We start from the raw sequence: 25,803 nt of genomic DNA on the forward strand, positions 1-25,803 counted from the left end.
ACTAATTTGTCTTTTATTGCTCACTTTGCTAATCTGCATTACTACAAAGAATGCACAAAAGACATTCAAGCAATTTTAAGACTCTATAAAAGAAGTCCTATAAGCACCTATATGCAAAATAAAAGTAGGATTCCAAAGATATAGATCACGCACAGATTATGTGTGTTCATAATGCTTAAATATTCAAATTCCTTAAATAAAAATTATTATGGTAAAATTTTATTATAATAACTTCATTCACTGCCACTTTAATACAAATTCGCTTCCCTCACCCTCTTGGCTAGTCAAGAGGATTTGGATTCTATACATTTGACAAATCTGCTTTGCGAGTGCAAGCCCAATACCAAACCCTCCTTGTTGGGAATCACTACGATAATACCTTTCAAAGATTTTTTCTAAATCTTGCTTTTTAATCCCGCAACCATTATCTTGAATGCTTAAAAAATCTTTGCCAATCTTTACTTCAACTAAACCTCCATTAGAAGTATATTTTAACGCATTATCTAATAGGTTATCAATCACCCTAGCAATCCGACTACGATTTGCCTGCAATAAGCTTTCTTGATTACCTTCTAATACACTCTTAATGATAATTTCAATATTTTTTTTCCTAAAAAATGGCTGAAAATATGCGATACGTTCCTCTACTAATTGCGTCATTACAATAGTTTCAAGCTTCAATTCCTTTGCTGCATCAAAATTATAAAACAATAAATCTTGATAGATTTGTCCTAGTGTCTGTGCAGCAAACTTAATGCGTTCAAATTTTGGCATTACTTGGGGTGGAAGTTCATTAGATTTTATTCGTTCAATACTCATTAAAATCACGCTCAAAGGCGTATTAATTTCGTGTGTAGAATCTTTGATAAAAACATCAAGCGACTGGATTCTTTTACGCAGAGGCTTTAAACTAAACAGCACCAAAAAATAAGCTACAAGACTGATTGCAACAAATACCACCAAAAAACTTCCAAACATCAGACCCAAAAGCCTATAAATTTCTGCTTGAATGCCATTAGCAACAAGCACTAAAGAAAATTTCCCTTTCATTTTTGGGTTGAAATTTTGATACAGCTTTTGATTTAATTCCTCATTGTATTCCAACCTTTGATTAAGCAAATGCCAAAATTTTCCCCCTATTCGTTGTGTAATCAAATACATTGTGTCCTCTAAAATTACAATCCTATTATGCCGATGAGGATTGCTATTTCTCATTAATCTTAAGTTTTTTCCTTGCATAGATAAAATTGCATTCATTTCCTCTTGATTTTTTGGATTAGATAAAGAGCTAAAAATAACTTCTCCAGTATTTGTTACTATCATAAAAGGGATTTGGAAATCTTTTAAAACCTCTTCAAATAGCTTTTGAATATTCTCTTCTGTCTCTACTTGCAATCTTTCATAAAGACTGATGACTAGGGTATTTGTGCTTTCACTCAACATTGTAGCTTTAGATTCTAAAATTGCCATTTTTTCTTTTTGATACCAACCATAAAAAACAATGCCTAAAAAAATACAACTTGTCAAAATGTAAAGTGTTAAAATTTTTAAAGCAGTTTGTCTTACTTCCATTATTTCCTCATATTTGGCTTATAGCAATACCCTTCACCGCGCCTTGTGATGATATTGTCTTTACCGATAATTTGACGCAGATTTTTAATATACACACGCAAACTAAGCTCACTTGGCTCCTCATTATAACACCAAAGCGAAGAGTAGATTTGCTCTAAATTCACAAAGTGCCCCTCATTTTGCAATAAAATCTTTAGCAATTCTCTTTCTTTGGTTGGAATCTTTGCAATTGCCCCTTGATAATACAAAATTTCTTCTGCGCAATCAAAACAATATCCATTTTCAAACTCAAAGACTTCTAGTTTCTTACTTCGTTTTAATTGTGCCTCAATTCTAAGAAGTAATTCGGATAGTTCAAAAGGTTTTCGCAAATAATCATCACAGCCACTCCTAAAGCCTATTTCAAGGTCTCTAAGTGAGTTTAAGGCAGTAATGAAAATTGCTGGGGTCTCTTTGCCACTTTTACGAATGGAACGCAAAGACTCAAAGCCATTTTGTCCTTCTACCATCACATCAAGCAATAAAACATCAAAATGTTCTTCATACGCTTGATTGGTTGCTTCTATTCCATTACTACAACATACTACCGCATAGCCCTCCTCTTCTAAACATTCGGTAATAATTTCTTGTAATGCCACGTCATCTTCAAGTAACAAAATTTTTGCTTTCATCTCTTTTATCTCTTTTGTTTTGTGGATAAGATTATACCACAAGCAAAGTATATAAACTTCAACTTGGGTTGCGCTATAATTTGATGAATAAATTAAAATGAGGTATAGTATGGAATTGACAAAAATATTGGAATCTTACCCTAAAAATTTGAGTAAAATCCATCGCCATTTACCATTAAACTTGAATAAAAAAACTTGTGTCTATGGTGCTAAGGGGATTGGTAAAACAGAAATTATCTTAAATCACTATGCTAAAGAGGAATTTAATCCACTAAAAAAAATGTATTTAAACTTGAGCGATTCCCATCTTAATCATCATAAATACTTAGATTATTTGCCTGATTTTATTCAAAAAGAAAAAATTGAAATTTTAATTATAGACCATTTCAATCTTTCTCTTTTTCCCTCTACTCTCTTAACTCGTATTGCTAATACACCACAAATCATTCTCATTACACAATCTCCTTTCATAGACAAAAATTATTCTCTTATAGAGATTTCACCCATTACTTTCCAAGAATTCACACAAATGCGCAAAATTCCTGTTGATGATAGTTTGAATCTCTATTTAAAATTTGGCAATTTACTAGAATCTGAAAGCTTTAATGAATACAAAAAAGGGGAATTTTTAAAAATGCTTGCGGGAGATTCTACCAACTTTTGGATTTTGCAAAATCTTATTTTACATCTAGGGCAAAAAGTTTCTATTCATCAAATTTTTACTAAACTCAAAAAAGAGAGAAAATTATCAAAAGATAGATTCTATGAATATTGTAAAACTTTAAATGAAAGCAAAATTTTGTTTTGGCTTACAAAATTTGAACACAAATCTGCACCCAAAAAGCTATATTTTTGGGATTTTACACTTAAAAATTCTATTTCTTATGAGCGAAATTTCACATTATTATTTGAAAATATGGTTTTCTTAGAATTACTTTATCATTTCAAAGAAATAATATTTTATACAGATAAACTTGATTTTTATCTACCAACTTTATCTTTAGGGATTTTTTGTATGCCCTTTATTCAAAAAAATATCCTTGAAGCGCGTTTGCACAAAATTACAAAAGAGCGCGAATTTTGCGATTCCTTTTTAATTCTATCACTTAACGATAAAGAATCGGGCGAAAATTTAGGCACACCTTACCAAATTCTACCCTTTAGAGAATTTGCTTTAAAAGATTCTCTACAGACAACTTTAACTTAAAAATTGTAATGATAATTTTAGATTCTTAATTTGTGAATAATATAGATATAGGTAGGTTCCCAATTTCTTTGTATAGCTTTAGAAATTGTAATAACCCACCTTAAGAAAATCTTTGAATAATTATTTTAGCATAAAGCGTCTTAGCGCATCTTCTACTTCAATAGGATTAGATTTAGAGATAAACTCATCTGCGTTCAAGGAACGCGCCATATCCTCATTACTACTGCCACTCATAGAAGAATTCACTACAACAGGGATTTTTGAAGTAAGTGGGTTCGCTTTGATTTGTTTAATCACCTCAAATCCACTTGCTTCTGGCATTTCTAAGTCTGTAATAATAATTCCTATCTTAGAAATATCTGTTCCATTAGCAAATACATAATCTAATAATTTCTGTCCATTAACAAACGCTTTATGCTCTAAGCCTATTTTTTTAAGAATATTCTTCATTGTTTTAATCACACTTGGTGAATCATCTGCAAGTAAGACTTCTTTATCAGTCATAATTTGCTTAATCTTATTCATTTCATCATTCTTTTCATCTTCAATCCAAGGAAAAACATCTACAAGCATTTTTTCAATATCTACAACTTGCACCAAGCGTCCATCAAAATAACGCGTTCTACTAACTAGCTTACTATTTAGTCCAGAGTTTCCAATCCCAGCACTCTGCTCAATTTCTGTCCATTTCTTATTTAAAATTCTATCTGCTTCGTAGATTTTCACACCCACAGTCCATTTGGAAAATTCACAAATCATAATGACTTCATCATCACCCGGAGCACGGACAATAGCATAAGGGTCAAGATTTTTTGTTTTATCCGCAACATTATAATAAAACCACTTACGCAAATCAATGAGGGGAATTGTAAGCTCACGAATCGTAATCAATCCATCCACCAAAGAGCTTCCTTCGTGAGAAACCACCGTAATTTCACCGCGATATTTGACAACTTCACGGATTTTAAACACATTCACTGCGTATAAATCTTTATCTTTTTCAAGCCTAAAACATAAAAGCTGCAATTCATTATTTTTGTGTAGATTCGTTATCTGATCAACATTAGATAAATTTGACATTTCCGAAGCCTTAAATAAAAATTTCCGCTATTATAACATAAAGCAAATTAAAGTTTTAAATACTTTTGTAATATTCTCTAAAGGATTCACATTTTTCAAGCAACTCGGCTTGTGTGCCATTGGCTATAATTTTACCTTTTTGGAAAAAATAAATTTTTTGCGCTAAGGAAACGGTGGAAAGTCTATGTGTAATAATAATGACAATTCTATCTTGCAACAAACCACTAAGCGTATCCCTGAATTCTTGTTCTGTCTTATTATCTAGCGCACTTGTTGCCTCATCTAAAATCAAAATTTCTGGATTTTTATAAAGTGCGCGCGCAATAGCGATTCTCTGTCTCTGACCCCCACTTAAATTTACGCCAAACTCATCTAATATCGTATGAATTCCATTAGGGAGAGATTCTACATATTCTAGAATCCTTGCTTGTTGCAAGGCTAATTTAACTTTCTCCTCGTCTATTTCTCTGTTATAAGCAATATTTTGTGCAATACTATCATTAAAAATAAAAATTTTTTGCGTTACAATAGCGATTTTAGAACGCAAACTTCCTTGCGTAAAATCTTGAATATTTGTATCATTAATGATAATTTTTCCGTTATTTGGGGCATAAAGGCGCAAAAGTAAATTAACAAGAGAGCTTTTTCCTCCCCCGCTACTACCGACTAATGCTATGCTTTCTCCACGTTTAACTTCCAAATTTATATCGCTTAATGCTTGTTTTTGTTGATAAAATAGATCCACATTTTTAAAAACAACTTTTTGTATTGACTCATTAAGCTCCTTTTCTCCATCTTGGATTCTTGCACGTCTATCTAGCATTTCAAAGATTCTATCACTTGCGGCAAAAGCAATTTGAAATTTACTATATAAGTTATTTAAACTCTTAAAAGGTGTATAGAGCATAAAAAGTGCAGTTACAAAAGAAAAAAAGGAACCTGCTGAAATCTCATCATTAATAACTTTCTGTCCGCCAATCACAATGACAACCGCAATGGCAATAGCACCTAAAGTCTCCATTAAAGGAGAAGTTAATTCTGATACACGCACCGTCTTCATAGAAATCTTAAATATTTCTTTATTATAATTTGAAAATTGATTACATTCTATTTTTTCGCTTGCACTTGCTTTGATGAGTTCCATATTATTAAAAATTTCAATCAATTTAGAAGATAAATCCGCATTTTTTTCTTGCAGCTTTTTTGAATTTTTCCTCATACTTTTTGCAATTCTTGAAATAGGATAAAGAGCTAAAGGCATTACAACAAGCCCATAAAATGCCAATTCCGGACTTTGATAAATCACTACCACTACAAGCCCAATCACAACTAAGCTATTCTTAATTGCTTCAATTAGATAGTTAGAAACTGCATTTTGTATAACACTGACATCACTTGTAACACGCGAAACTAATTCTCCATTCCGATAACGATTGAAAAATTCCATTTCAAAAGTTAAAATTTTCTCCAAAAGAATTTCCTTAATTCTACGCACAATATCCTGTCCTACAAAACTCATAAAATAAGTTTGAATCCATGCACCAAATCCTTTAGAAAAGTAAGCTAATACTACAAAAAATGGTAAAATTTGAAGCATAGTCGCGTCTTTTTTGATAAAAATCTCATCCAACACAGGTTTGACGAGATAAGCACTTGCAGAACTTGCGCCTGCAACTAAAATCGTGCCAATAATGGAATAGAATAAATATAATTTATACTCTTTAACATAAGGAGATAAACGGATAAAAAATTGTTTCAAATCGTTTTCCTTTTCATTGTTACTCACTTCTCTACTTCAATCACAGATTGAAATCAAAAAATAATTGTATCCTGATTAACTTTTGGCTGGTATTTAATTGGGGATTCATCCGTATAATAAATCCTCTCCCCCTCTACTATGCGACTTTGCACACCCGCTGGAATCTGAAATTTACGCTCTAATCCTGGGTCAATTTGTAGTATTTTATCAAAGAAATATGAAAAAGCGGGTGCGGGTGCAATTCCACCTGTTTCACTATAACCCATTGGTGTATTATCATCTTTGCCATACCAAACAATCGCTTCAATACTAGGCGAAAATCCACAAAACCACGCATCAACATTATCATTTGTCGTGCCCGTTTTTCCTGCTAGTTCAATACCCTCTACCCTTGCACGCTTACCTGTGCCAACATTAATAGCATTTTGCAAAATATCTACAATCAAAAAACTCTGCTTTGGTTTACTTACTTCACGCTCTTCCCCGCTAAAATAGGCTATATCTCCACGCATATCTATGATTCTATCTACAAGCATTGGAGAAATAACCTTGCCATAATTTGAAAATACCATAAAGTTTTTTGCCATTTCTAAGGGAGACGCCCCAAAACTTCCTAACGAGATAGTCAAGTCTTTTGGTACATTTTCAAATCCATAACTTAAAATCTCATTATAAATTCTATCAAATCCCACTTCCTCTACAAGATTAATTGTTGCAAGATTGAGCGATTTAGTTAATGCAGTTTTAAGTGAGATAAAGCCACTTAATGAGCTTCCATAATTCTTTGGCTGCCATTTTTTACGCACATTACCCACTCTATATTCATAAGTGCGTGCAATATCTGGAATCTGATAATTTTGCGCTAATCCTGAATTAATAGCACTTAAATATAAAAATGGCTTTACACTACTGCCAATTTGTCGTTTGCTTTGTGTCGCACGAGAAAAATTACTCTTTTGATAATCCACACCCCCAACAAGTGCTAGAATTTTACCTGTTTTATTCTCTAACACGACAAAAGCACCATTTAATTTTTCCTTCAAAGATTCGTCTTCTTTGTGTCGTGATAGAATCTGCTCATAGCCAAAATACAATGCTTCTTGTGCAATCTCTTGATAATCCAAATCAATATTCAAATAAATTTTATAACCCGCAGTTTTAAGGTCTTCTATACCCATTAATTGCCTTTGCACCTCATCTACAACATAAGGAGCAACATTTTTTGTCAAAGTGTCATTATAGACTTTAGGCTGCTCATTTAGACCTGCTTCTAGCACTTCTTGGGAAATCCAGCCTACTTCATACATTCTTTGCAAAACATTATTGGCTCTTCCTAAAGAAAAATCATAGTTTTTTGTTGGGTCATAAAAACTTGGGGCACGTGGCAAGGAAACCAACATCGCAATTTCTTTTAAAGTTAAATCCTCCATTTCTTTGCGAAAGTATCCAAGTGCTGCGGTTTTAATTCCATAAAATCCGTGTCCAAAATAAGTATGATTCAAATAAACTTCTAAAATCTTTTCTTTCGTCAAAATCGTCTCTAATCGCAACGCTAAAAGGAATTCCTTGATTTTACGTTCAATCGTTTTTTCGCGCGTTAGGGCGATATTTTTAATCAATTGCTGCGTAATTGTGCTTCCACCCTCTGCATAGCGAGCATTTTTGATATTTTTAAACATTGCCCGAATAATCGCATCTATATTTACACCAGGATGCTCAAAATACAAAGTATCCTCAATTGCTAAAAGGGCTTCAATCAAACGTGGTGGAATCTCTTCAAAAGTTGTATAAAATCTAAATTCTTCATCAAAAATATTTGCAACCAAACGTTCTTGCCTATCAAAAATTTGTGTTGCAATCGGCGGTTTATAATTCACGATTTTATCTGTGTCATTGCGAATTTCAGAGTAAATTTGCACGATAAAAATCCCAATTCCCACTGCAAAAACAACCCCAAAAATCATTAGGATTCTTAAAAAAATCTTTAGGAAGCTCATAATCATAAATTTAATAATACCTTTTTTATTCATTAAAAATTTTTGCATTTTAGCATAGAAAATCTAAAACTTGCAAATCTATTCTCTTGCTTACCTCGTTCTTGCAAGGATTCTTTGAATCCTAAGTAATCCATAATTCAAAATCTCACTTATAATTCTATTTTCTCATCATTGCGAGACTTGATTTATCAAATTGTGCCAATCTATTATAATAAAGCAGATTATTAAAGATAAGATTCTATGTTATGGTTTTGCAGGTGCAGGTAAGTGTTTTAGCTTTTCATCACAAAAATATAAGAGGAAAATTCCAAGCTACGAAAGTAACTTGGAATCCTTAAAATAAAAATTAGAAAGTATAGCGCACTTCTACTTGTAAGCGATTTCTATCTTCAGAATCTGTAGAATTCGCAGGTAATACACCTACATTTTTAGGAGATATATTCTTATCTCTATCCGTAGTAAGCATCGCATAATAAGTGCTAAATGCTAGATTTTTTGTATATTGCCATCTAATAATAGGTGTAATTTCTTGGAAATCAATATCTCCATTACTACCAACTCCATATTTTAATTCATTGGTTCCATTAACATATTCAATGCCAACATTGAGATTATCCAAAATATCATAATTCAAGCTACCATAGAAAACGCTAAGTGAGTTACCTTGATGAACATTTGACATAGATTGTCCCTCAATTGGAAGCGTAGAAATACTCACACCCGTAGCATTGTTTTCAAACCAAATTTGCCCTACTTTGTTAAAGCTCCCCTCATTATCTAAAGACACTGCATAAGAATCTTGTGTATTACCCATATAGCCTAGCTTTAATGCAAGTGGCACATTGTAATCGTGGAATCGCACTCCTGCCTCTAAAGTATAAAGGTCTGCTCCTCCACGCACTCTTTCTCCATTATATGCTGCTTGTGCAAGTAAATGTTGTGGGTCATTGTCTAGGTTTGCAAACGCATATTGTCCTGTGATATGGAATAAACTATTGCTAAATCCAAGCTGCAAAAACATTCCACTATCTAAAATATCATCAATTTTAAATCCCCAAATCTGCGCTCCAATGTTTCCTGCGCTTGTTTCATAATTCGCTAATGCTGCAATTGTATAAAGAGGCTTTGTGATAGAACCTCCGGTATTATTGCCTGTAAAAGGATCCACATAACCCGGCTGAAAATCATCAATACTCCAAGAATCAAACGCCCCACCGACAAATGTCCAATGGCTTAAATCTGAATTCATCGCCAAAATCCCTGTTCCTCTATCATCTAATGGGTCATTTAGAGGAGTGGTAAGAATCATTTTCCCTGCTTTAATCGTAGTGTTTGTAAAGTCTGGAGTGATGACAACATTAAATTCTCCCACACCAAAGCTACTATCTTTACCCGCACCAAACCCTTTACTAGAACCTTCAGTTCCAGGAATAAGGTTGCCATTATTATCATACAAACCATTTCCGTGATTTACATTTTGCTCTGGGTTATGGTAACGCACACTTAAATTCATAGACACTGCGTCCATTACAGGAGTTTTAAACAACGCTTCTGCACGCCATTGATGTCTAGCAACCCCCTTATCTGCATTATCTTTCACATAATTTCTATCCGTATATCTATCGTCTCTATAACGATAACGAAGCATACCGCTTACATCTACTCCCCTAATAGCTTCCTCTAAATCCTGCGCACTTGCAGAACTTACGATTCCACAAACTGCGACACAAGCCGCCAAACTAAGTTTTAGAAATTTCATTTTTCTCCTTTCATATTAAAAAGGGTAAAAATTTACTTAAAATTTACTTAAAATTTACTTAAAATTTAACTGCATTATATCTCTTGCGATTCTATAAATTGCACCTTTGTAAGACTTTTTAAAGAATCTTGGCATAAGGTAAGATTGCGCAGGTTTATTGTCAAGTTCTATGTCTACCCCGTTTGTAGATCTCAAAATTGGCAACCCACAAGATTTTATTGCACTAAAGCATTTCTTTATGCTAAATATAGATTGTTTCGCTACACGTGCATAGCACCTCGCAAGGACAAGTGGTAAAATCTAAAGCGCAAAATATTTTGCTTCTTTGTGTGGCACAATCAAAGCAGAAGTCGTAGCTTCTGGTGTCATCTGATAAGTTTCACTTAAATCAATGTCAAACTCTTCAGGATTTAAAAGCTTAAATAATCCCTGACTTAAAGCCAAATTTGGACACGCAGGGTAGCCAAAGGAATATCTCTGCCCACATTGAGAATCTAGCCCAAGCTCTGCCCTAACCCTTAAATGCACAAAATCCGCTAACGCTTCAGCTAAATCCATCCCCAAAGCGTGAATTAAATAATATTTATGATATTGTGATTCTTGATATAATTGCTTTTCAAAAGGTGCAAGCTTATGTCCGCTAGAGACTAAATGCAAAGCGCAAATATCTCCTTTAGGATTAAAGTAATCGCTAAGACACAAATAAGGCTTCTTGCCACTTCTTGGGAATAAAAACTCTTCAGAATCACTGAAATTAGAATCTGCACTTAACTCCAAGATTAAACCCTCTTCTAAATTTAATGGTGCTTTTGTGCGTGTTTTAAAATACCCATAAAGCACGATAGGCTCAAAGATTTTCTGTTCTATCAACTCTTGCTTGAGATTTTCAAACATTGGCTCTAACTCACGCTTTTTAAATTCCAAATACTCCTCTTTTTTTAGCTTATTATATCCCCAGTGATGTTTAAAGAGTAGGTCTTTATCCACTAGATTAAACACCTCTTCTATTTCTTCTGTATTTAATTTTAAATGTTTACGCCCAAAAAAGGGTGCTTGGTGCTTTGGATATTCAAAATCTAATGCACATTTTATCGGTAAAATTTTAGATTCTTTTGTGTGTTCTTTTTCAAGTTTTTTTCCTAAGCGCACTTCCTTACGAAATATTACTTCATCTTCATTAGAGTGCGCCCTTTCACTTGGTAAGCTTAAATCGCTAAAATCACCCTTTTGGATTATCTGCATTGCCGCAACACTATCAAAAGCATCTTTACAATAAAAGATGATTCCATCATAATTTGGCTTACAATATTCCTCTACAAAATTACGATTCAATGCTGCACCTCCAAGCATAATAGGAATCGTGATTCCAAGCTTTTTAAGCTCTTGTAGGTTTTCTTTCATCACTAATGTGGATTTTACTAGCAACCCACTCATTCCAATGCAATCTACCTTTTGAGATTTTATAACTTCTAAAAACCGCTCCAACTCTGCCTTAATTCCAATATTAATCACTTCAAAGCCATTATTGGTTAAAATAATATCCACTAGATTCTTGCCCACATCATGCACATCTCCTCTTACTGTGCCAATTACAATTGTTGTTTTGCGTGTGCTTTGTTTTTTGGGTAAAAACTCATTGAGATAATCCACGCTTTTTTTCATCACTTCGGCACTTTGCAAGACAAAAGGCAGTTGCATTTCTCCATTGCCAAACTTCTCGCCTACAATTTTCATTGCATTGATGAGAATCTCGTTAATAATGCGCTCTGGGTTGATATTTTCTTTCGCTTCAGGCAAAAGTTTTTGCATAGCGCTCCAATCCCCATTAATAAGATATTTTTCAATCCTTTTTTCCTCACTTAGATTCTCTTCTTCTTTGGCATTATTCAAAGACATTCCCAGTTTAGATTCAAAATGCTTAATAAATGCGTATAAAGGTTCACTTGTTTTTGTGTTATTAAAAATCAAATCCTCACAAACTTTAATATCCTCTTTCTCTATTTGTGCATAAGGAATCAGATGAGCAACATTCACAATTGCAGTGCTTAATCCCTTTAAAATTGCGTGATGCAAAAAGACAGAGTTTAGACAAATCCTCCCCTCTTTACTTAAACCAAATGAAATATTAGAAAGCCCTAACGTACTTCCAGACTTTGGATAAAGTCGCCTTAGCTCTTGAATCGCATTTAATGTCTCTATTCCCGCAGTCCAATATTCCTCATCTCCACTTCCAATTGTAAAGGTAAGAGGGTCAAAAATAATATCCTCTTCGCGCAAATGGTGTAAATTTTTTGCGCGTTCCATCATTATTTTAGCACATTCAATTTTGCGCTCAAATGTCTTACACATTCCCTTCTCATCAATCGTTAAGCATATAAGGACTGCGCCAAACTTTTTTGCCAATCTTGCCACTTTGTCAAACTTTTCTACGCCCTCTTCTAAATTAGCAGAATTAATAATTGGGCGTCCGCCGATTAACTTTAATGCAATTTCTAATGCACCCACTTGTGTAGAATCCGGCATTAGTGGAAGTGGAATCTTCGTTGCATAGCGTGCAATGAGCTCTTGCATATCACGACTTTCTTCTCTTCCTGCAAAAGCAACACTCACATCTAAACAATGCGCTCCACTTTGCACTTGCGCACTTCCTACTCCTAATGCCCCCTCATAATCCTCTGTAAGTAACAATTCACGAAACACTTTAGAACCTGTGGCGTTAGAACGTTCTCCAATGAGTAGCGGTGCTGGGGTTTGTTTAAGCTCTAGTGAGCTAAAGAGTGAGGCAATACTTGGCTGATAATTTCCCTTTGGAGGAAGTGGAATCGCATTTTTTGTTTTCTGAACAAGGAATTGAATATGCTTGGGTGTTGTCCCACAACAACCTCCAAGTAGAGCGACTCCAGGAATCTCTAAAAAACTCTTTTGTATTTCGCTAAATTCCTCTGCTCCCATAGGATAAAAGGTTACCCCACCACGATTGCTTGGCAAACCTGCATTAGTATGGATGGAAATAGGAAATTTACACACTTCGCTTAAATGCAATAAATGTTTATGCGCTAAATCTGGTCCAAGCCCACAATTCATTCCTAGCGACAAAAGCGAAAAAGGTTCTAAAATATGAAAAAGCGTTGTAATATCTGTGCCAATTAGCATTGCTCCATTCGTTTCAATCGTAACAGATACCATTACAGGAATCGTAGGTTCAACTGCTTCACAAGCGTGTAATGCAGCTTTAATTTGCAACGGATCTTGTGCTGTTTCTAGCAAGATTATATCTGCACCCGCTTCTTTAAACCCCTCTACGCATTCACAATATCCTTCAAACATACTTTGATAATCAATATGTCCTAAACTCGGCAATTTCGTGCCAGGTCCTAAAGAAGCTGCGACAAAAAGTGCGTTGTGTTGATTCTCTAACGCGTTATGCGATTCTATACTTTGCTTTGCAAGTTGCACCCCAAGCTTTGCAATTTCCCTGCAATACGATTCTAACCCATATTCTGCTAACACCCAAGGCATTACTCCAAAAGTATTGGTTTTTAAAATATTTGCCCCTGCTTGCAAATAACTCATATGGATACTTTTAATCACATCTTTAGCAAAAAGATTTAAAGCTTCAGAACAACCCTCTAGCTTCTCGCCTTTGGAATTTTCTCCCCAAGTGGGAATATTTCTCTTTTGGATTTCCGTTCCCATTGCGCCATCAAGGATTAATACGCGTTTGCTTAATAACTCTTGAATGCTCATTTTAATGCCTTTTTGTTGCACGACTTAACCAAAACCAAATTCCACCCAACAAAACAATTACAAAAAAAGGAGCAATTGCAGGATAATCTCCTATTAGTTCAAAACCTTCTACCAAAATTCCGCCTGAAAAATATCCAGCCATTCCAATACTCACACTCCAAATCACTGCACCAACCGCATTATAAAGATTAAATTTCAATAAAGAATAAGGCGTAAGAGCAATTGCAAGTGGCACAAGTGTTTTGAATCCATAAATATATTTTTTAACCACCAAAATCACCGAGCCATATTTACGCATAAGCAAATGCACCAAAGCAAGTTTGCGTCGATGCGATGCGAGATAAGGTTGCATCATCATCTTTTGATAACGCGCAAGATAAAAAAGCAACCAATCGCCCAAAAAATTTGCCACACAAGCCACTAAAATACTAAGACTCAAATCCATTTTGCCGGCAAAACTCAAAATACTTGCACCCACAAGAGCGATAAATCCGCCACCAAGAGAATATAAAAATAAAATCGCATAGCCATATTTTGCTATTAAATCTATCGTTTCTTGCATATTTTCCCTTAAAGATTCTGCTAAATTTAAAAATAGAACTTTAGCGAAAACTTCTCGTTTTTATGATAAATTCTGCTAAATTATATAAAAATCCAAAAATAGCGCACTCTCTCTATTAAAAAACAATAAAATATCAAATGATTTCCAAGCTTTTATTCACCTGAAAACTTAAAAGTTTTTCAAACATAATTAAACAAAAACTTTGTAGAATTGCGCAAATCAAATTTTAAGGATTTTTTATGGAAAAGCCGGTGGTTAATAAAGAGGCAATTAAGCAATTTTTTAACTTTTGCAAAGAAAATGAAGTAGAGTTTATTGACTTCCGAGTTACGGATATAAAGGGGGTTTGGCATCACTTTTCTTTCAGTGCTAGCTCTATTGATGAGGATAGTTTTGAAGGGATTCCGTTTGATGGTAGTTCTTTTCCTGCGTGGCAACCTGTTAATAAATCGGATATGATTTTAATCCCCGACCCCGTGCGATACTTTATAGACCCATTTACTGCAGATACAACTGCGGTTGTGTTTTGCGATGTATGGGATATTTACAATGATGAACCTTATGAGAAATGTCCGCGCAGTATTGTTAAACGTGCTATGAAATATTTAAATGATAGTGGAATAGGTGATGTTGCGTATTTTGGACCAGAAAATGAATTTTTTATCTTTGATTCTATTAAAATGCAAGATTCTGTAAATTGCCAATATTATGAAATTGACACGGAAGAAGGCGAATGGAATCGCTCTAAAGAATACGAAGGAGTTAATCTCGGACATCGCCCCGGCACAAAGGGTGGTTATTTCCCTGTCGCACCGGTAGATTCTATGGTGGATTTGCGTGCAGAAATTGTTAAAGTGCTAAACCAAGTGGGTTTAGAAACTTTTATCGTGCATCACGAAGTAGCACAAGGACAAGGAGAAGTTGGGATCAAGTTTGGTGATATGCTAGAAGCCGCAGATAATGTTCAAAAGCTCAAATATGTTGTCAAAATGGTTGCTCATCTCAATGGAAAAACTGCAACTTTTATGCCAAAACCTCTCTATGGAGACAATGGAAGTGGAATGCACACACACATTAGCATTTGGAAAAATAACAGAAATCTTTTTGCAGGAAATGCTTATGAGGGTCTAAGTGAAATGGCAATGCACTTCTTAGGTGGTGTACTTAAACACGCTAGAAGTATTGCGGCTTTCACTAATGCTTCTACAAATTCATATAAGCGTCTAATTCCGGGCTTTGAAGCACCTAGTATTTTAACTTATTCGGCACAAAATCGCAGTGCTAGCATTAGGATTCCTTATAATAGTGGGGAAAAAGCAAAAAGAATGGAGTTTCGCTTTCCCGATAGCTCAAGCAATCCTTATCTAGCTTTTGCTGCACTCTTAATGGGTGGTTTAGATGGCATTATTCACAAAACAAACCCAGGAGCTCCTATGGAAGTCAATCTGTTTGAACTCACCTTAGATGAAATACGTGAAAAGGGTATTAAACAACTTCCTCATACACTAAGAAGCGCAATTGAAGAAATGCTTTTAGATAAAGAATTCTTTAAAGTTGGTGGGGTTTTTAGTGAAGAATTCATTCAAACTTATAAACAATATAAATTTGAAACTGAAATTTGGCCTTGGGAGGCTCGCCCACACCCGTTTGAATTTATTACAACTTATAGTTGTTAAGGTCTCATAGATGTTACAAATCACAAATCTTGGAACTTAAATCTAATAGTTTTTGTGACTTTGTATAATTCTTGCATTCAAAAGACTAAATTTATTTAAAAATTTCCAAATATGTGCTACAATATATAAATTTTTATTCTAAAATATTAGGTTTTAATATGGAATCCTCAACAGCAAATCTTTTAAGTAACTTTATGCCTATGGTGCAACGTTATAAATCACAATTTGCGTCATTTAATACTTTACTTAGCAAAACAACACTAACAGGTAAAATTAGCTCACTTGATATTGCAGAAAATCTTTTTGACTATATGGAAACGACACAAGAAAAGTTTGAGAATCTTCAAGATAAACTCATTGAAACTATTTTGGAACAGAACTTTTTAAACTCTTATGAAGAAGCAGATACTTCCGTGAAAATTATTTCTGAAATTTTTAACCTTTATCTCCATAATCGCCACGAAGACATCTCAACACTTGCAAAAAGCAAATATTTGTTGGAACAATGCTTAGACTTTGAATCAAATAAAAATACTAATCAAGAAAAATCCAAAATTGCATTAGAGAAAATTATTGCTTACCTGAAGAGGTTCGGCTCTAGTAGTGCCGTTTATAAAGATATTATACTCTATACAAATAATGGCACACTCTTGCAAGCAATTGATTTAGGACAGAATTATGCTATTGCTTATCAGACTAAACTAGCATCTATCCTTGAAGCACATAATATAGAGTCTTATGGGGAATTTTATCAAAAAGTTGATTTTTACAATACCAAAGAAAAAGAGCAAGAAGATAGAACAGAATTTTTCTTTGTAGTGCCACTGCGTCAAAGCAAAGAACAAGCACCTAGCATTGTGATGGTTTTTGTCATCAAGATTCAAGAAGAATTTAAAAGCATTCTTGAACGTTTTCCATATCGTTTGCCACAATCTAATCTTGTTGTTATCAACCCAAAAAATCACATTCTACTATCTGACAATACACGAATGTTTCCTAATGGACAATTACTTAATTTAAGTGAGCATAAAGACTATACATTTCTAGAATATCGAACCAAGGTCTGTATGGTAGCACTACAGCAAATTGGAAACATACACGGCTTTTCAAGTATTGCTGAACAATGGCGTATATGTAGGATTGTGCCACTTTATGTTGCATTTGATATCAAAAAACAAACAGATTATAAGATTGACCACTTTTTACTAGAAAATTCTTTATTAATTACAAAAGACCTAGATATTGTCATTGCAGAAAGTGAAAATATTAATGAAGAATTGGGAGATGTTGTGATTAATGGTGAAATTATTGCCTCCAAAAGCCATTCTTATGCACTCAATCCGATTTTAAACAACATTAGAATATTAAGTGAAGAAATGAATACTCTTTGCGTCCAATCCACAGAAGAATTACAAAGAGGCATCTATAATGCTCTTTTTAATGTAATTGGCTACTATTCTAAATACTCCACACTTATTACGGATAGCCTTTTTAGAGAATGTGTGAAAGATGCTAGTTGGCTAAAAAATGCAATGGAATTTAAGCTCTACTTAAAAGAGCACACGGAGGGCAATCTTACCCCTGAAACACTTGCAAATACTAAATCTCTTTTGAGTCGCCTAAAAGAAAATTTTAGAAGTTTTTACAATATCGTTTTATTTGATAAAGAAGGTTATACCTTACAAAATTCTCTAGACAATATTCATTGTAATGCAAAAAAGCTTGGAGTGATGGACCGCTTTAATGGTAGTAATATTGATAATCTCATTGTTTCAAACTATGAGCCAACATTATTCTATGAGGATAAAAAAACTATTCTCTTTTATAATACAATCAAAGGGGAAAATAATCGTTTATTGGGTGGCTTACTTTATGTCTTAGATTTAAAGAAAATTCAAGAGTTTTTAAGCAACGCCCTACCAAAAGATTCTGCAATTCTATCGGACAAAAGTGAAATTTTCAGTGTTGCATTTGATAGTCAAAAAAATATCCTAGCTACGACAAAAGAAGATTTCAATTTTGAAGATTATAATTTAACTGAAACATTTGATTTAAAAAGCTTAAGTAGTTTCAAAAAAATTGTTCAAATTGGACAAAAGCATTATCTTATTTGTAGTGAAGTTTGTAATCCTACCCAAAGTGCTTTTACAGAATATACCAAACGCTCTCTTTACGTGATGATTTTTGTCGCGGTTAAAAAAGAAGAAGAGCCTGAAGAATATTCACAAACCGAATCACTAGAATCTCCTCTCCCAAAAGATTAATATAAGATTTGTTTAAAAAACCTTTTAATCAATCTTTAACACTGCTAAAAAAGCTTCTTGTGGTAACGCAACTTTACCAATAGCTTTCATACGCTTTTTACCTTCTTTTTGTTTTTCAAGCAATTTGCGCTTACGCGTAATATCTCCACCATAACATTTAGCCGTAACATTTTTGCCCATTGATTTAATGGTTTCGCGTGCAATAATTTTATTGCCTACACTTGCTTGAATTGCAACTTCAAAAAGTTGTCTTGGGATAATTTCTTTCATCGCCTCCACCAATTCTTTGCCACGCTCATAAGCTTTAGATTTCGGGACAATGATGCTTAACGCATCTATTACCTCATTTGCTACACGAATATCAAGCTTCACTAAATCACCCTCTTGATAATCTAATGGTTCATAATCAAAGCTTGCATAACCCTTTGTGCAAGATTTTAATTTGTCATAAAAATCCATTACAATTTCATTGGTTGGAATGTAATATTCTAGTAAAACTCTAGTTTCCTGTAAATATTCCATTTTCTTTTGAATTCCACGCCGCTTATTTAAAAGTGTGATAATATTACCCAAAAACTCACTAGGAACAATGATAGTTGCGCGCACATAAGGTTCTTTAATCTGTCCGATTTTCTGCTCTGGCGGTAATTCGCTTGGGTTTTGGATATAAACAATCTCTCCATCTGTTTTACTGACCTCATAAACAACCGTTGGCGCAGTAGCAATTAAATCTAACCCAAACTCACGCTCCAACCTTTCTTTAACCACTTCCATATGTAATAACCCTAAAAACCCTATGCGGAATCCAAAACCCAATGCCACAGAAGTTTCAGGTTCATAAATCAAGCTAGAATCATTCAATTTTAATTTATCTAGCGCATCACGTAAATCCTCAAATTTATCTGTGTCAATCGGATAAATCCCTGCAAATACAAATGGCTTTGCAGGTTCAAATCCAGCCACAGGCTCCTTTGTGCGCACTTTAAAATCTGTCATTGTATCGCCAACTGCGATATCTGTTACATTTTTAAGCCCCAAAACCACGATTCCAATTTCTCCATTTTGAATCACATTGGTTTTCGTTTGACGCAAAGGATGTGGATACATTAACTCTAAAACTTCGTGATTTTTACCACTCCCCATAATATAGAGATTCTGTCCTACTTTAATACTTCCATCAAATACACGCACAAGTGCTAATGCGCCAAGATAATTATCAAACCACGAATCATAAATCAATGCTTTTGTTGGAGCATTTGGATTGCCACTTGGAGCGGGGATTCTTTCTACAATGCTATTTAATAATTCTGTAATTCCAATCTTTGCTTTCGCGCTGACTTGTAAAGCATTAGAACAATCTAGCCCAATTGTCTGCTCAATCTCATTTGTTACACGTTCAACATTTGCAGCAGGCAAATCAATTTTATTTAAAACAGGGATTATTTCAAGGTTATTCCCTAAGGCGATATAAACATTTGCAATCGTTTGTGCTTCCACGCCTTGACTTGCATCTACTACAAGCAATGCTCCATCACTTGAAGCAAGGGAACGAGAAACTTCATAACTGAAATCCACATGTCCTGGGGTATCAATCAAATTTAAGATATAATTTTCACCTTTATAATTATAATTTAACCGCACACTTTGAGCTTTTATCGTGATTCCTCTTTCTTTTTCTATTTCCATAGTATCCATAACTTGTGCGCTCATCTCACGCGCACTAATTGCTCCACAAGCTTGAATGAGGCAATCCGCTAGAGTAGATTTGCCGTGGTCTATATGTGCAATGATAGAGAAATTACGAATCTTTTGCATTCTATCCATAAAAATTAAACCTTGCTTATCAATTTTAAGCTAAAATCTTAGCAAATTTACACTTAATATTTTTGGCTATGCTATAATTTAAACTTTGATTTTTCCTTGCAAGGTGTTTTATGAAAATACTTCATTTCTTTACAAAACCTTTAGATTTTATTACTAAATATTTAAAAACACTTATCTTTTTGTTAATTGTCGTATTAATTTTCATACCTAAGAATAATGTGCCTGAGCAAGATGCAAATGTTGCTAGAATCAATTTGTATGGTGCGATTTTGCAAAGTGATAACTTTTTAGAAGAATTAGAAAAACTAGAAAAAAATCCAAATATTCAAGGAATCTTACTTGTGATTGATTCTCCTGGTGGGGCGATTGCTCCAAGTATAGAAATTTCTGAAGCTATCAAACGTGTTAATCTCAAAATTCCTATCATTGCGTATGCACAAGGTGCAATGGCAAGTGGGAGTTACTTAGCAGGGGTTTGGGCAAATTCTATCGTGGCAAATCGTGGGGCGCTTTTGGGCTCTATTGGTGTTGTGATTAATGGGGCAGATATTAGCGAATTAGTAGAGAAACTAGGAATCAAACCACAAACACTCAAGGCTGGAATCTACAAAGAAGCTGGAACTTTTATGCGCACTTGGACTCCTGAAGAAGAAACAATGTTAAAAAGTTTGATTAATGAACAATATCAAATGTTTGTCAAAGAAGTTGCAACTGCAAGAAATATTGCAATGCAAAATGAACCAAACTTTGCACAAGGTAGGATCCTAAATGCTAAAAGTGCGCTAGAACTTGGATTGATTGACCAAGTTGGAAACCTTTATGATGCGCAAAACCTACTCTTTCAAAAAGCAAATATCAAGAATCCAAAATGGTATAAAGAAGAGAAAGATAAAATTGAAATTTACTTAGAAAAAATCTTTGGGGATAATCTTTCACTTAGTGTTCAAAATGGAATCGCTTTAGCATTAGAACAATTTTTTAAAATTTGGCTAAAAGGCAACTAATGCAAATGATATTAAAAATCCAAACACCCGACCAAAAGGGCTTAATTGCAAACATTACACGTGTAATGTTTGATTTTAATTTAAATATTTTAAAAAATGATGAATTTGTAGATACAGAAAACAATCTCTTTTTTATGCGCTCTGAAATGGAAGGTGATTGTAAGATAGAATCACTAAGAAATGAAATCTGTTCTTTGCTTTCTACGCAGGCTTGTGTAGAAATCTTTGAAGCGAAGCGAAAAAAAATCGTGATTTTATGCACGAAAGAAAATCATTGCTTAGGAGATTTACTGATTCGCTATGATAGCGGTGAGTTAAATGCAGATATTTTAGCAATTCTATCTAATTACACGCTTTTAGAGCCATTATGCCAAAAGTTTAATTTGCCTTTTATTTGCATTCCTAGCGAACATCTTACCCGCGAGGAACACGAAGCCAAAGTCTTAGAAACATTAGAAAAATTCCCAAGTGATTATATCGTGCTTGCAAAATATATGAGAATTTTAAGCCCAAAATTTGTCCAACAATTTGAAGGTAAAATTATCAATATTCACCACAGCTTTCTTCCGGCATTCATCGGTGCAAACCCCTACAAACAAGCTTACGAAAGGGGAGTGAAAATCATCGGGGCTACTGCACACTTTGTAAACAATGCATTAGATGAAGGTCCTATTATTTATCAAGATACTACTAAAGTCAATCACGCAATGAGCTGGAAAGATATGCAAAAAAGCGGACGTGATGTAGAAAAAATTGTGTTAGCCAAAGCACTCAATCTTGCCCTAGAAGAAAAAATTTTTGTTTATAATAATAAAACAATTATCTTTTAATCTTCAGTGAGATTCTATTATTACACCGCCATAGAAGAATATCAGCACAAAAATCTAAAAGACAATCAAACAATAAAATCAAAGAAGCCATTAGAATCCAAAAAGATACAAACACAAGTTTAATTGCACGAATTAATAAAGCTAAGGGGACCAAATGAAAGTAGAAAAAAGCCTAGCTATTGCAGTAGCTAAGCTAATGAATTACAATGAGAAAATTATAACAAAATTAAATCAAAAAATCAATCTTAGAACTTGATATTAAAACAAACTAGCATTTTCGCTTTGTTTAGATAATTGTATATCAGAGAAAATCTCTTTTTCTAAATAATGCCATTCTAGATCTGCTGGAATAGAAGAATCTAACAAAGTTTGCGAGTTTCCACTCTCTCCGATATTTTGAAAAGAACGCGCACTATATCCTGCGATACTACCACCTTTCATAAAATATGCCGTTACTCCAGCACCTATTCCAGCCCCCAACAAAAATGCGTCTGTTTTAGGTGAAATACACCCGCTAAAGAAAACTGCCACACACGCAAAATAGCCAAAGATTAGCATTTTTGTAATATTTTTTTGTTCCATTGTTTGCCCTTTTGTAAATAGAATTCTAATTTTCTCTAAGCACACTTTATTCCAAAATTGGATAGAATCGCAAATTTCAAGCAAAAACTAATAATTAGGGCAAGGTTTAACAATGTTTGGAATGGGATTTTTTGAAATTTTAATGATTGCGGTTGTGGCAATTATTTTTTTAGGACCAGAGAAACTGCCTAAAGCATTAGTCGATGTAGCAAAATTCTTTAAAGCTGTCAAAAAAACAATGGATGAAGCCAAAGACAGCATTGAACGCGAAGTGAATCTAAATAAAATCAAAGAAGAAGCTCTAGCTTATAAAAACAGCCTCACACAAGATGTTCAAACTCTAAGCAAAGATTTAGAATTAAAAGAACTCAATTTGGATTTTAATAAGGACGATTTGCTCTCTCAAGATTCCACGACACCAATACACCATCCTAAGACTCCCCAAACCCCTACCACTCAAGATTTAAAAGATTCTACATCACAGAATCCACATTCCAATCCTTTGCTAAAAAGGGAAATTATACCCAACAAATCCAAACCAACCGCTTTGAATTTTGGCACAAATTTAGCACCATCGCCAAACCAAGAGAATATAGAATCCCAAACGACAAGGAATGAGAATGTTTGAAGATTTAAAGCCCCATATTCAAGATTTGCGTAAATGTCTAATTCGTATTACTCTTTCACTATTGATTACTTTTCTTATTTCTTTTTATTTTTGGGAATTTATCCTAGATTGGATGGTTGCTCCGCTTAGCACTGCACTTCCAAATGGACGTGAAAGCGTAATTTTCACACAAGTTGGAGAGGCATTTTTTACTGCGATTAAGGTAGCGTTTTTTAGCGGATTTATTTTTGCTTTACCAATTATTTTTTGGCAAATTTGGGTTTTTGTTGCACCTGGTTTATATGATAATGAAAAAAAACTCGTGATTCCTTTTGTTATCTTTGGGACTTTTTTCTTTTTATGTGGTTGTGCTTTTGCTTATTATATTGCTTTTCCTATTGGCTTTGGTTATCTAATAAACTTCGGCTCACAGCTTTTTACCGCACTTCCTAGTATTGGGGAATATGTGAGTTTCTTTGCTAAACTTATGGTTGGATTTGGAATTTCTTTTGAATTGCCTGTTATTACATTCTTTTTAGCCAAAATTGGACTTATTACAGATAGAACCTTGAAAGAATATTTTAAATATGCCATTGTGTTTATTTTTATTCTTGCAGCAATTCTTACACCCCCTGATGTGCTTTCGCAATTTTTAATGGCAATTCCACTTGTTTTACTCTATGGATTATCCATTATGATTGCCAAAATCATCAACCCTTACAAGCCCCAAGAAAAAGTAAATGAGAATGAGGCAGAAAAAACAAATGAGTGAATTACAGCTTTGTAGCTATGATTATCTGTTACCTAAAGAATGCATTGCCACTTCCCCTATTTTCCCCAAAGAATCTGCAAAATTGCTCGTTTATGAACGTGCAAGCGATAAAATCACTCATACGACTTTTAAGGATTTTGCCACATTTCTTCCGCAAGAGACGCTATTGGTTTTCAATAATACGAAAGTCCTACCTGCAAGACTTTATGGCACAAAGATTACACAAGATTCCAAAGATTCTAAAACAAAAGGCGCAAACATTGAAACACTCTTTCATAAAGAAATTGCCCCTAATATCTATCTAATGCAATTTAAAGGGCGTTTAAAAGTCGGGCATTTGGTGGAATTTGAAGGAGGGATTTTTGCTAGAATCTTAAAAGATATTCAAGAAAATGCACTGGGGGTGGGGTTTAAGGAAGCAGAATTTTTTAAGATTCCACAAAGTGCCTTGCATACTCAATCCATTCAATCCTTAGAATCTCCTTTAAGTCGCGAAGAGTTTTTTGAGTTTTTAGAGCATTTTGGGCATATTCCCTTGCCTCCTTACATTAAGCGACAAGATACACAAGAGGATAAAAACAACTACCAAAGTGTTTTTGCTAAACATTTAGGCGCAATTGCCGCACCGACAGCTTCCTTACATTTTAGCGAGGAATCTTATAAAGATTTAAGACAAAACTTCCAAAACACGGAAGTAACACTTCATATCGGTGCTGGAACTTTTATTGGCGTTCAAACGGAAAATATCTTAGAACATAAAATGCACAAAGAATATTTTTGTATCTCCCAAGATTCTGCAGATAAAATCAAACAAGCTTCCCATATTACTGCTATTGGCACAACTGCTACGCGCACGATTGAAGAATTTGTTAGAAGTGGTAGGCTAAAAGGCGAATGTGATTTATTTCTACACCCCCACAATAAACCACGCAAAACCAATGCCATTTTAACAAATTTTCATCTGCCAAAAACTACCCTTTTAATACTTGTTGCTTCTTTTATCGGGCTAGATAAAACAAAACAGCTTTATAAAGAAGCGATTGCACAACACTATCGCTTTTATTCTTATGGTGATGGAATGTTGATTCTATAATGAAACAAATTCTACAAACTCTACAACCCTCACAAATTACGCTATTAGAATCCTATGCTAACCTACTCTTGCACTGGAATACTATTCATAATCTAAGTGGAGCAAAAGATTTGCCAAGTATTCAAAAAAACATTCAAGATTCTCTCTATCCTTTGAACTTAGAATCATTGAATCTATGGGTTAAAACTAGCCTACTAGATGTTGGCAGCGGCAATGGCTTCCCAAGTATTCCTCTAGGAATTGTTCTAAACATTCCTACAATTCTATGCGAACCTAATACCAAAAAGTCGGCTTTTTTGCAAAATATTAAAGCCAATTTAAATCTAAAAAACTTTACAATTCAACGCAAAAAGATAGAATTGCTGGAATTAGATTACAAACCAAAACTCATTACTTCTAGGGCAACTTTTAATGTGAAGGAGTTTTTAGAAAAATGCTCTGCACATATTGCGCAAGACACAACTATTTTACTCTATAAAGGTTCAAATTTCAAAAATGAGATTCCACAAGGTTTGCGATACAAGCACTTTCAACACGGCTTACTACACTATCTTATTATTTCAGGGGAAGATTTAAAATGCTAAAGTTTTTCTTATTCATTTTGCTTATTGTTGGCATCTATTACTTGTTGTTTCGTAAAAAGACAGATAGCGCAAATCATTCAAAACAAAAGCCACATTCTATTATGCTAGAATGTGTAGAATGTGGCACTTATGTTTCTAATGAAGAAGTCATAATTAAAAATGGAAAATATTATTGCTCTAAAGAATGTGCCAAGCTTCATTAAAGGACAAAAG

20 protein-coding genes are annotated in these 25,803 nt (G+C 34.1%); 10 read left to right on the forward strand and 10 right to left on the reverse strand.

The window, feature by feature from the left end:
- Positions 1–237: 237 nt before the first annotated feature.
- Both Q0Y61_RS05690 and Q0Y61_RS05695 read right to left on the reverse strand, forming a co-directional pair.
- Entirely contained in the window at positions 238–1,572 is a 1,335-nt protein-coding gene (locus Q0Y61_RS05690) for a HAMP domain-containing sensor histidine kinase (protein ID WP_297812721.1), read from the reverse strand.
- Positions 1,572–2,243, reverse strand: coding sequence for a response regulator transcription factor (locus Q0Y61_RS05695; protein ID WP_297812723.1), 672 nt, complete (start codon positions 2,241–2,243; stop codon positions 1,572–1,574). Before Q0Y61_RS05695 ends, Q0Y61_RS05690 begins: the two co-directional genes overlap by 1 nt.
- 109 nt (positions 2,244–2,352) lie before the next feature.
- Between Q0Y61_RS05695 and Q0Y61_RS05700 the strand changes: the two genes are divergently transcribed.
- Complete coding sequence (locus tag Q0Y61_RS05700; RefSeq protein WP_297812725.1) at positions 2,353–3,450, forward strand: ATP-binding protein; 1,098 nt, start codon at positions 2,353–2,355, stop codon at positions 3,448–3,450.
- A gap of 120 nt (positions 3,451–3,570) precedes the next feature.
- Here Q0Y61_RS05700 and Q0Y61_RS05705 read toward each other — a convergent pair whose 3' ends face one another.
- From Q0Y61_RS05705 to Q0Y61_RS05730, 6 genes are all read right to left on the reverse strand, one after another.
- A complete protein-coding gene (locus tag Q0Y61_RS05705) occupies positions 3,571–4,530 on the reverse strand; it encodes a chemotaxis protein (RefSeq protein ID WP_297812729.1) in 960 nt (319 codons plus the stop codon).
- A gap of 55 nt (positions 4,531–4,585) precedes the next feature.
- Positions 4,586–6,289 (reverse strand): ABC transporter ATP-binding protein, encoded by a 1,704-nt coding sequence (locus tag Q0Y61_RS05710; protein WP_297812732.1) that lies wholly within the window; start codon positions 6,287–6,289, stop codon positions 4,586–4,588.
- Between the two features lie 53 nt (positions 6,290–6,342).
- Positions 6,343–8,292, reverse strand: coding sequence for a PBP1A family penicillin-binding protein (locus tag Q0Y61_RS05715; RefSeq protein ID WP_297812735.1), 1,950 nt, complete (start codon positions 8,290–8,292; stop codon positions 6,343–6,345).
- Positions 8,293–8,632: 340 nt separating this feature from the next.
- Positions 8,633–10,045 carry a major outer membrane protein gene (locus tag Q0Y61_RS05720; RefSeq protein WP_297812738.1) on the reverse strand — a complete coding sequence of 471 codons (1,413 nt, stop codon included), beginning with the start codon at positions 10,043–10,045 and terminating at the stop codon, positions 8,633–8,635.
- Between the two features lie 300 nt (positions 10,046–10,345).
- Positions 10,346–13,792 (reverse strand): homocysteine S-methyltransferase family protein, encoded by a 3,447-nt coding sequence (locus Q0Y61_RS05725; protein ID WP_297812741.1) that lies wholly within the window; start codon positions 13,790–13,792, stop codon positions 10,346–10,348.
- A 1-nt stretch (position 13,793) separates the two neighbouring features.
- On the reverse strand, positions 13,794–14,354 hold the full coding sequence (locus tag Q0Y61_RS05730; RefSeq protein ID WP_297812744.1) for a DedA family protein: 561 nt from the start codon (positions 14,352–14,354) through the stop codon (positions 13,794–13,796).
- Between the two features lie 239 nt (positions 14,355–14,593).
- On the opposite strand from Q0Y61_RS05730, the gene glnA reads away from it, so the two are divergent.
- Both glnA and Q0Y61_RS05740 read left to right on the forward strand, forming a co-directional pair.
- A complete protein-coding gene (glnA, locus tag Q0Y61_RS05735; protein ID WP_297812747.1) occupies positions 14,594–16,030 on the forward strand; it encodes a type I glutamate--ammonia ligase in 1,437 nt (478 codons plus the stop codon).
- A 158-nt stretch (positions 16,031–16,188) separates the two neighbouring features.
- Complete coding sequence (locus Q0Y61_RS05740; protein ID WP_297812749.1) at positions 16,189–18,294, forward strand: hypothetical protein; 2,106 nt, start codon at positions 16,189–16,191, stop codon at positions 18,292–18,294.
- 24 nt (positions 18,295–18,318) lie between these two features.
- Here Q0Y61_RS05740 and lepA read toward each other — a convergent pair whose 3' ends face one another.
- Positions 18,319–20,109, reverse strand: a complete 1,791-nt coding sequence (gene lepA, locus Q0Y61_RS05745) for a translation elongation factor 4 (RefSeq protein ID WP_297812821.1) — start codon at positions 20,107–20,109, stop codon at positions 18,319–18,321.
- 119 nt (positions 20,110–20,228) lie between these two features.
- Between lepA and sppA the strand changes: the two genes are divergently transcribed.
- Together sppA and purU are read left to right on the forward strand one after the other, a co-directional pair.
- Positions 20,229–21,122, forward strand: coding sequence for a signal peptide peptidase SppA (sppA, locus tag Q0Y61_RS05750; protein ID WP_297812752.1), 894 nt, complete (start codon positions 20,229–20,231; stop codon positions 21,120–21,122).
- Positions 21,122–21,952, forward strand: coding sequence for a formyltetrahydrofolate deformylase (gene purU, locus Q0Y61_RS05755; RefSeq protein WP_297812755.1), 831 nt, complete (start codon positions 21,122–21,124; stop codon positions 21,950–21,952). The genes sppA and purU overlap by 1 nt, the downstream gene beginning before the upstream one ends.
- A 258-nt stretch (positions 21,953–22,210) precedes the next feature.
- Here purU and Q0Y61_RS05760 read toward each other — a convergent pair whose 3' ends face one another.
- Positions 22,211–22,534 carry a hypothetical protein gene (locus Q0Y61_RS05760; protein WP_297812757.1) on the reverse strand — a complete coding sequence of 108 codons (324 nt, stop codon included), beginning with the start codon at positions 22,532–22,534 and terminating at the stop codon, positions 22,211–22,213.
- 112 nt (positions 22,535–22,646) lie between these two features.
- On the opposite strand from Q0Y61_RS05760, the gene tatB reads away from it, so the two are divergent.
- The 5 genes from tatB to Q0Y61_RS05785 are packed head-to-tail and all read left to right on the forward strand — an operon-like array spanning position 22,647 to position 25,793.
- The gene (gene tatB / locus Q0Y61_RS05765) at positions 22,647–23,162 is read left to right on the forward strand and encodes a Sec-independent protein translocase protein TatB (protein WP_297812760.1); all 516 of its coding nucleotides are present in this window, start codon (positions 22,647–22,649) and stop codon (positions 23,160–23,162) included.
- On the forward strand, positions 23,155–23,913 hold the full coding sequence (gene tatC, locus Q0Y61_RS05770) for a twin-arginine translocase subunit TatC (protein WP_297812762.1): 759 nt from the start codon (positions 23,155–23,157) through the stop codon (positions 23,911–23,913). Before tatB ends, tatC begins: the two co-directional genes overlap by 8 nt.
- The gene (queA, locus tag Q0Y61_RS05775) at positions 23,888–25,006 is read left to right on the forward strand and encodes a tRNA preQ1(34) S-adenosylmethionine ribosyltransferase-isomerase QueA (RefSeq protein ID WP_297812765.1); all 1,119 of its coding nucleotides are present in this window, start codon (positions 23,888–23,890) and stop codon (positions 25,004–25,006) included. The genes tatC and queA overlap by 26 nt, the downstream gene beginning before the upstream one ends.
- Positions 25,006–25,590, forward strand: coding sequence for a 16S rRNA (guanine(527)-N(7))-methyltransferase RsmG (rsmG, locus tag Q0Y61_RS05780; protein ID WP_297812768.1), 585 nt, complete (start codon positions 25,006–25,008; stop codon positions 25,588–25,590). Before queA ends, rsmG begins: the two co-directional genes overlap by 1 nt.
- A complete protein-coding gene (locus Q0Y61_RS05785) occupies positions 25,584–25,793 on the forward strand; it encodes a PP0621 family protein (protein ID WP_297812771.1) in 210 nt (69 codons plus the stop codon). Before rsmG ends, Q0Y61_RS05785 begins: the two co-directional genes overlap by 7 nt.
- Positions 25,794–25,803 lie beyond the last annotated feature (10 nt).

This window comes from uncultured Helicobacter sp., from assembly GCF_947367035.1.
Taxonomy (GTDB): Bacteria; Campylobacterota; Campylobacteria; order Campylobacterales; family Helicobacteraceae; genus Helicobacter_D.

Bases quoted from the DNA above. Each gene is read 5' to 3' on its own strand.
- Q0Y61_RS05720 (WP_297812738.1), bottom strand. From the start codon at position 10,045: ATGAAATTTCTAAAACTTAGTTTGGCGGCTTGTGTCGCAGTTTGTGGA.
- lepA (WP_297812821.1), bottom strand. From the start codon at position 20,109: ATGCAAAAGATTCGTAATTTCTCTATCATTGCACATATAGACCACGGC.
- rsmG (WP_297812768.1), top strand. From the start codon at position 25,006: ATGAAACAAATTCTACAAACTCTACAACCCTCACAAATTACGCTATTA.
- tatB (WP_297812760.1), top strand. From the start codon at position 22,647: ATGTTTGGAATGGGATTTTTTGAAATTTTAATGATTGCGGTTGTGGCA.
- Q0Y61_RS05705 (WP_297812729.1), bottom strand. From the start codon at position 4,530: ATGTCAAATTTATCTAATGTTGATCAGATAACGAATCTACACAAAAAT.
- Q0Y61_RS05740 (WP_297812749.1), top strand. From the start codon at position 16,189: ATGGAATCCTCAACAGCAAATCTTTTAAGTAACTTTATGCCTATGGTG.
- glnA (WP_297812747.1), top strand. From the start codon at position 14,594: ATGGAAAAGCCGGTGGTTAATAAAGAGGCAATTAAGCAATTTTTTAAC.
- purU (WP_297812755.1), top strand. From the start codon at position 21,122: ATGCAAATGATATTAAAAATCCAAACACCCGACCAAAAGGGCTTAATT.
- queA (WP_297812765.1), top strand. From the start codon at position 23,888: ATGAGGCAGAAAAAACAAATGAGTGAATTACAGCTTTGTAGCTATGAT.
- Q0Y61_RS05785 (WP_297812771.1), top strand. From the start codon at position 25,584: ATGCTAAAGTTTTTCTTATTCATTTTGCTTATTGTTGGCATCTATTAC.
- tatC (WP_297812762.1), top strand. From the start codon at position 23,155: ATGTTTGAAGATTTAAAGCCCCATATTCAAGATTTGCGTAAATGTCTA.
- sppA (WP_297812752.1), top strand. From the start codon at position 20,229: ATGAAAATACTTCATTTCTTTACAAAACCTTTAGATTTTATTACTAAA.
- Q0Y61_RS05690 (WP_297812721.1), bottom strand. From the start codon at position 1,572: ATGGAAGTAAGACAAACTGCTTTAAAAATTTTAACACTTTACATTTTG.
- Q0Y61_RS05730 (WP_297812744.1), bottom strand. From the start codon at position 14,354: ATGCAAGAAACGATAGATTTAATAGCAAAATATGGCTATGCGATTTTA.
- Q0Y61_RS05725 (WP_297812741.1), bottom strand. From the start codon at position 13,792: ATGAGCATTCAAGAGTTATTAAGCAAACGCGTATTAATCCTTGATGGC.
- Q0Y61_RS05700 (WP_297812725.1), top strand. From the start codon at position 2,353: ATGGAATTGACAAAAATATTGGAATCTTACCCTAAAAATTTGAGTAAA.
- Q0Y61_RS05695 (WP_297812723.1), bottom strand. From the start codon at position 2,243: ATGAAAGCAAAAATTTTGTTACTTGAAGATGACGTGGCATTACAAGAA.
- Q0Y61_RS05715 (WP_297812735.1), bottom strand. From the start codon at position 8,292: ATGATTATGAGCTTCCTAAAGATTTTTTTAAGAATCCTAATGATTTTT.
- Q0Y61_RS05760 (WP_297812757.1), bottom strand. From the start codon at position 22,534: ATGGAACAAAAAAATATTACAAAAATGCTAATCTTTGGCTATTTTGCG.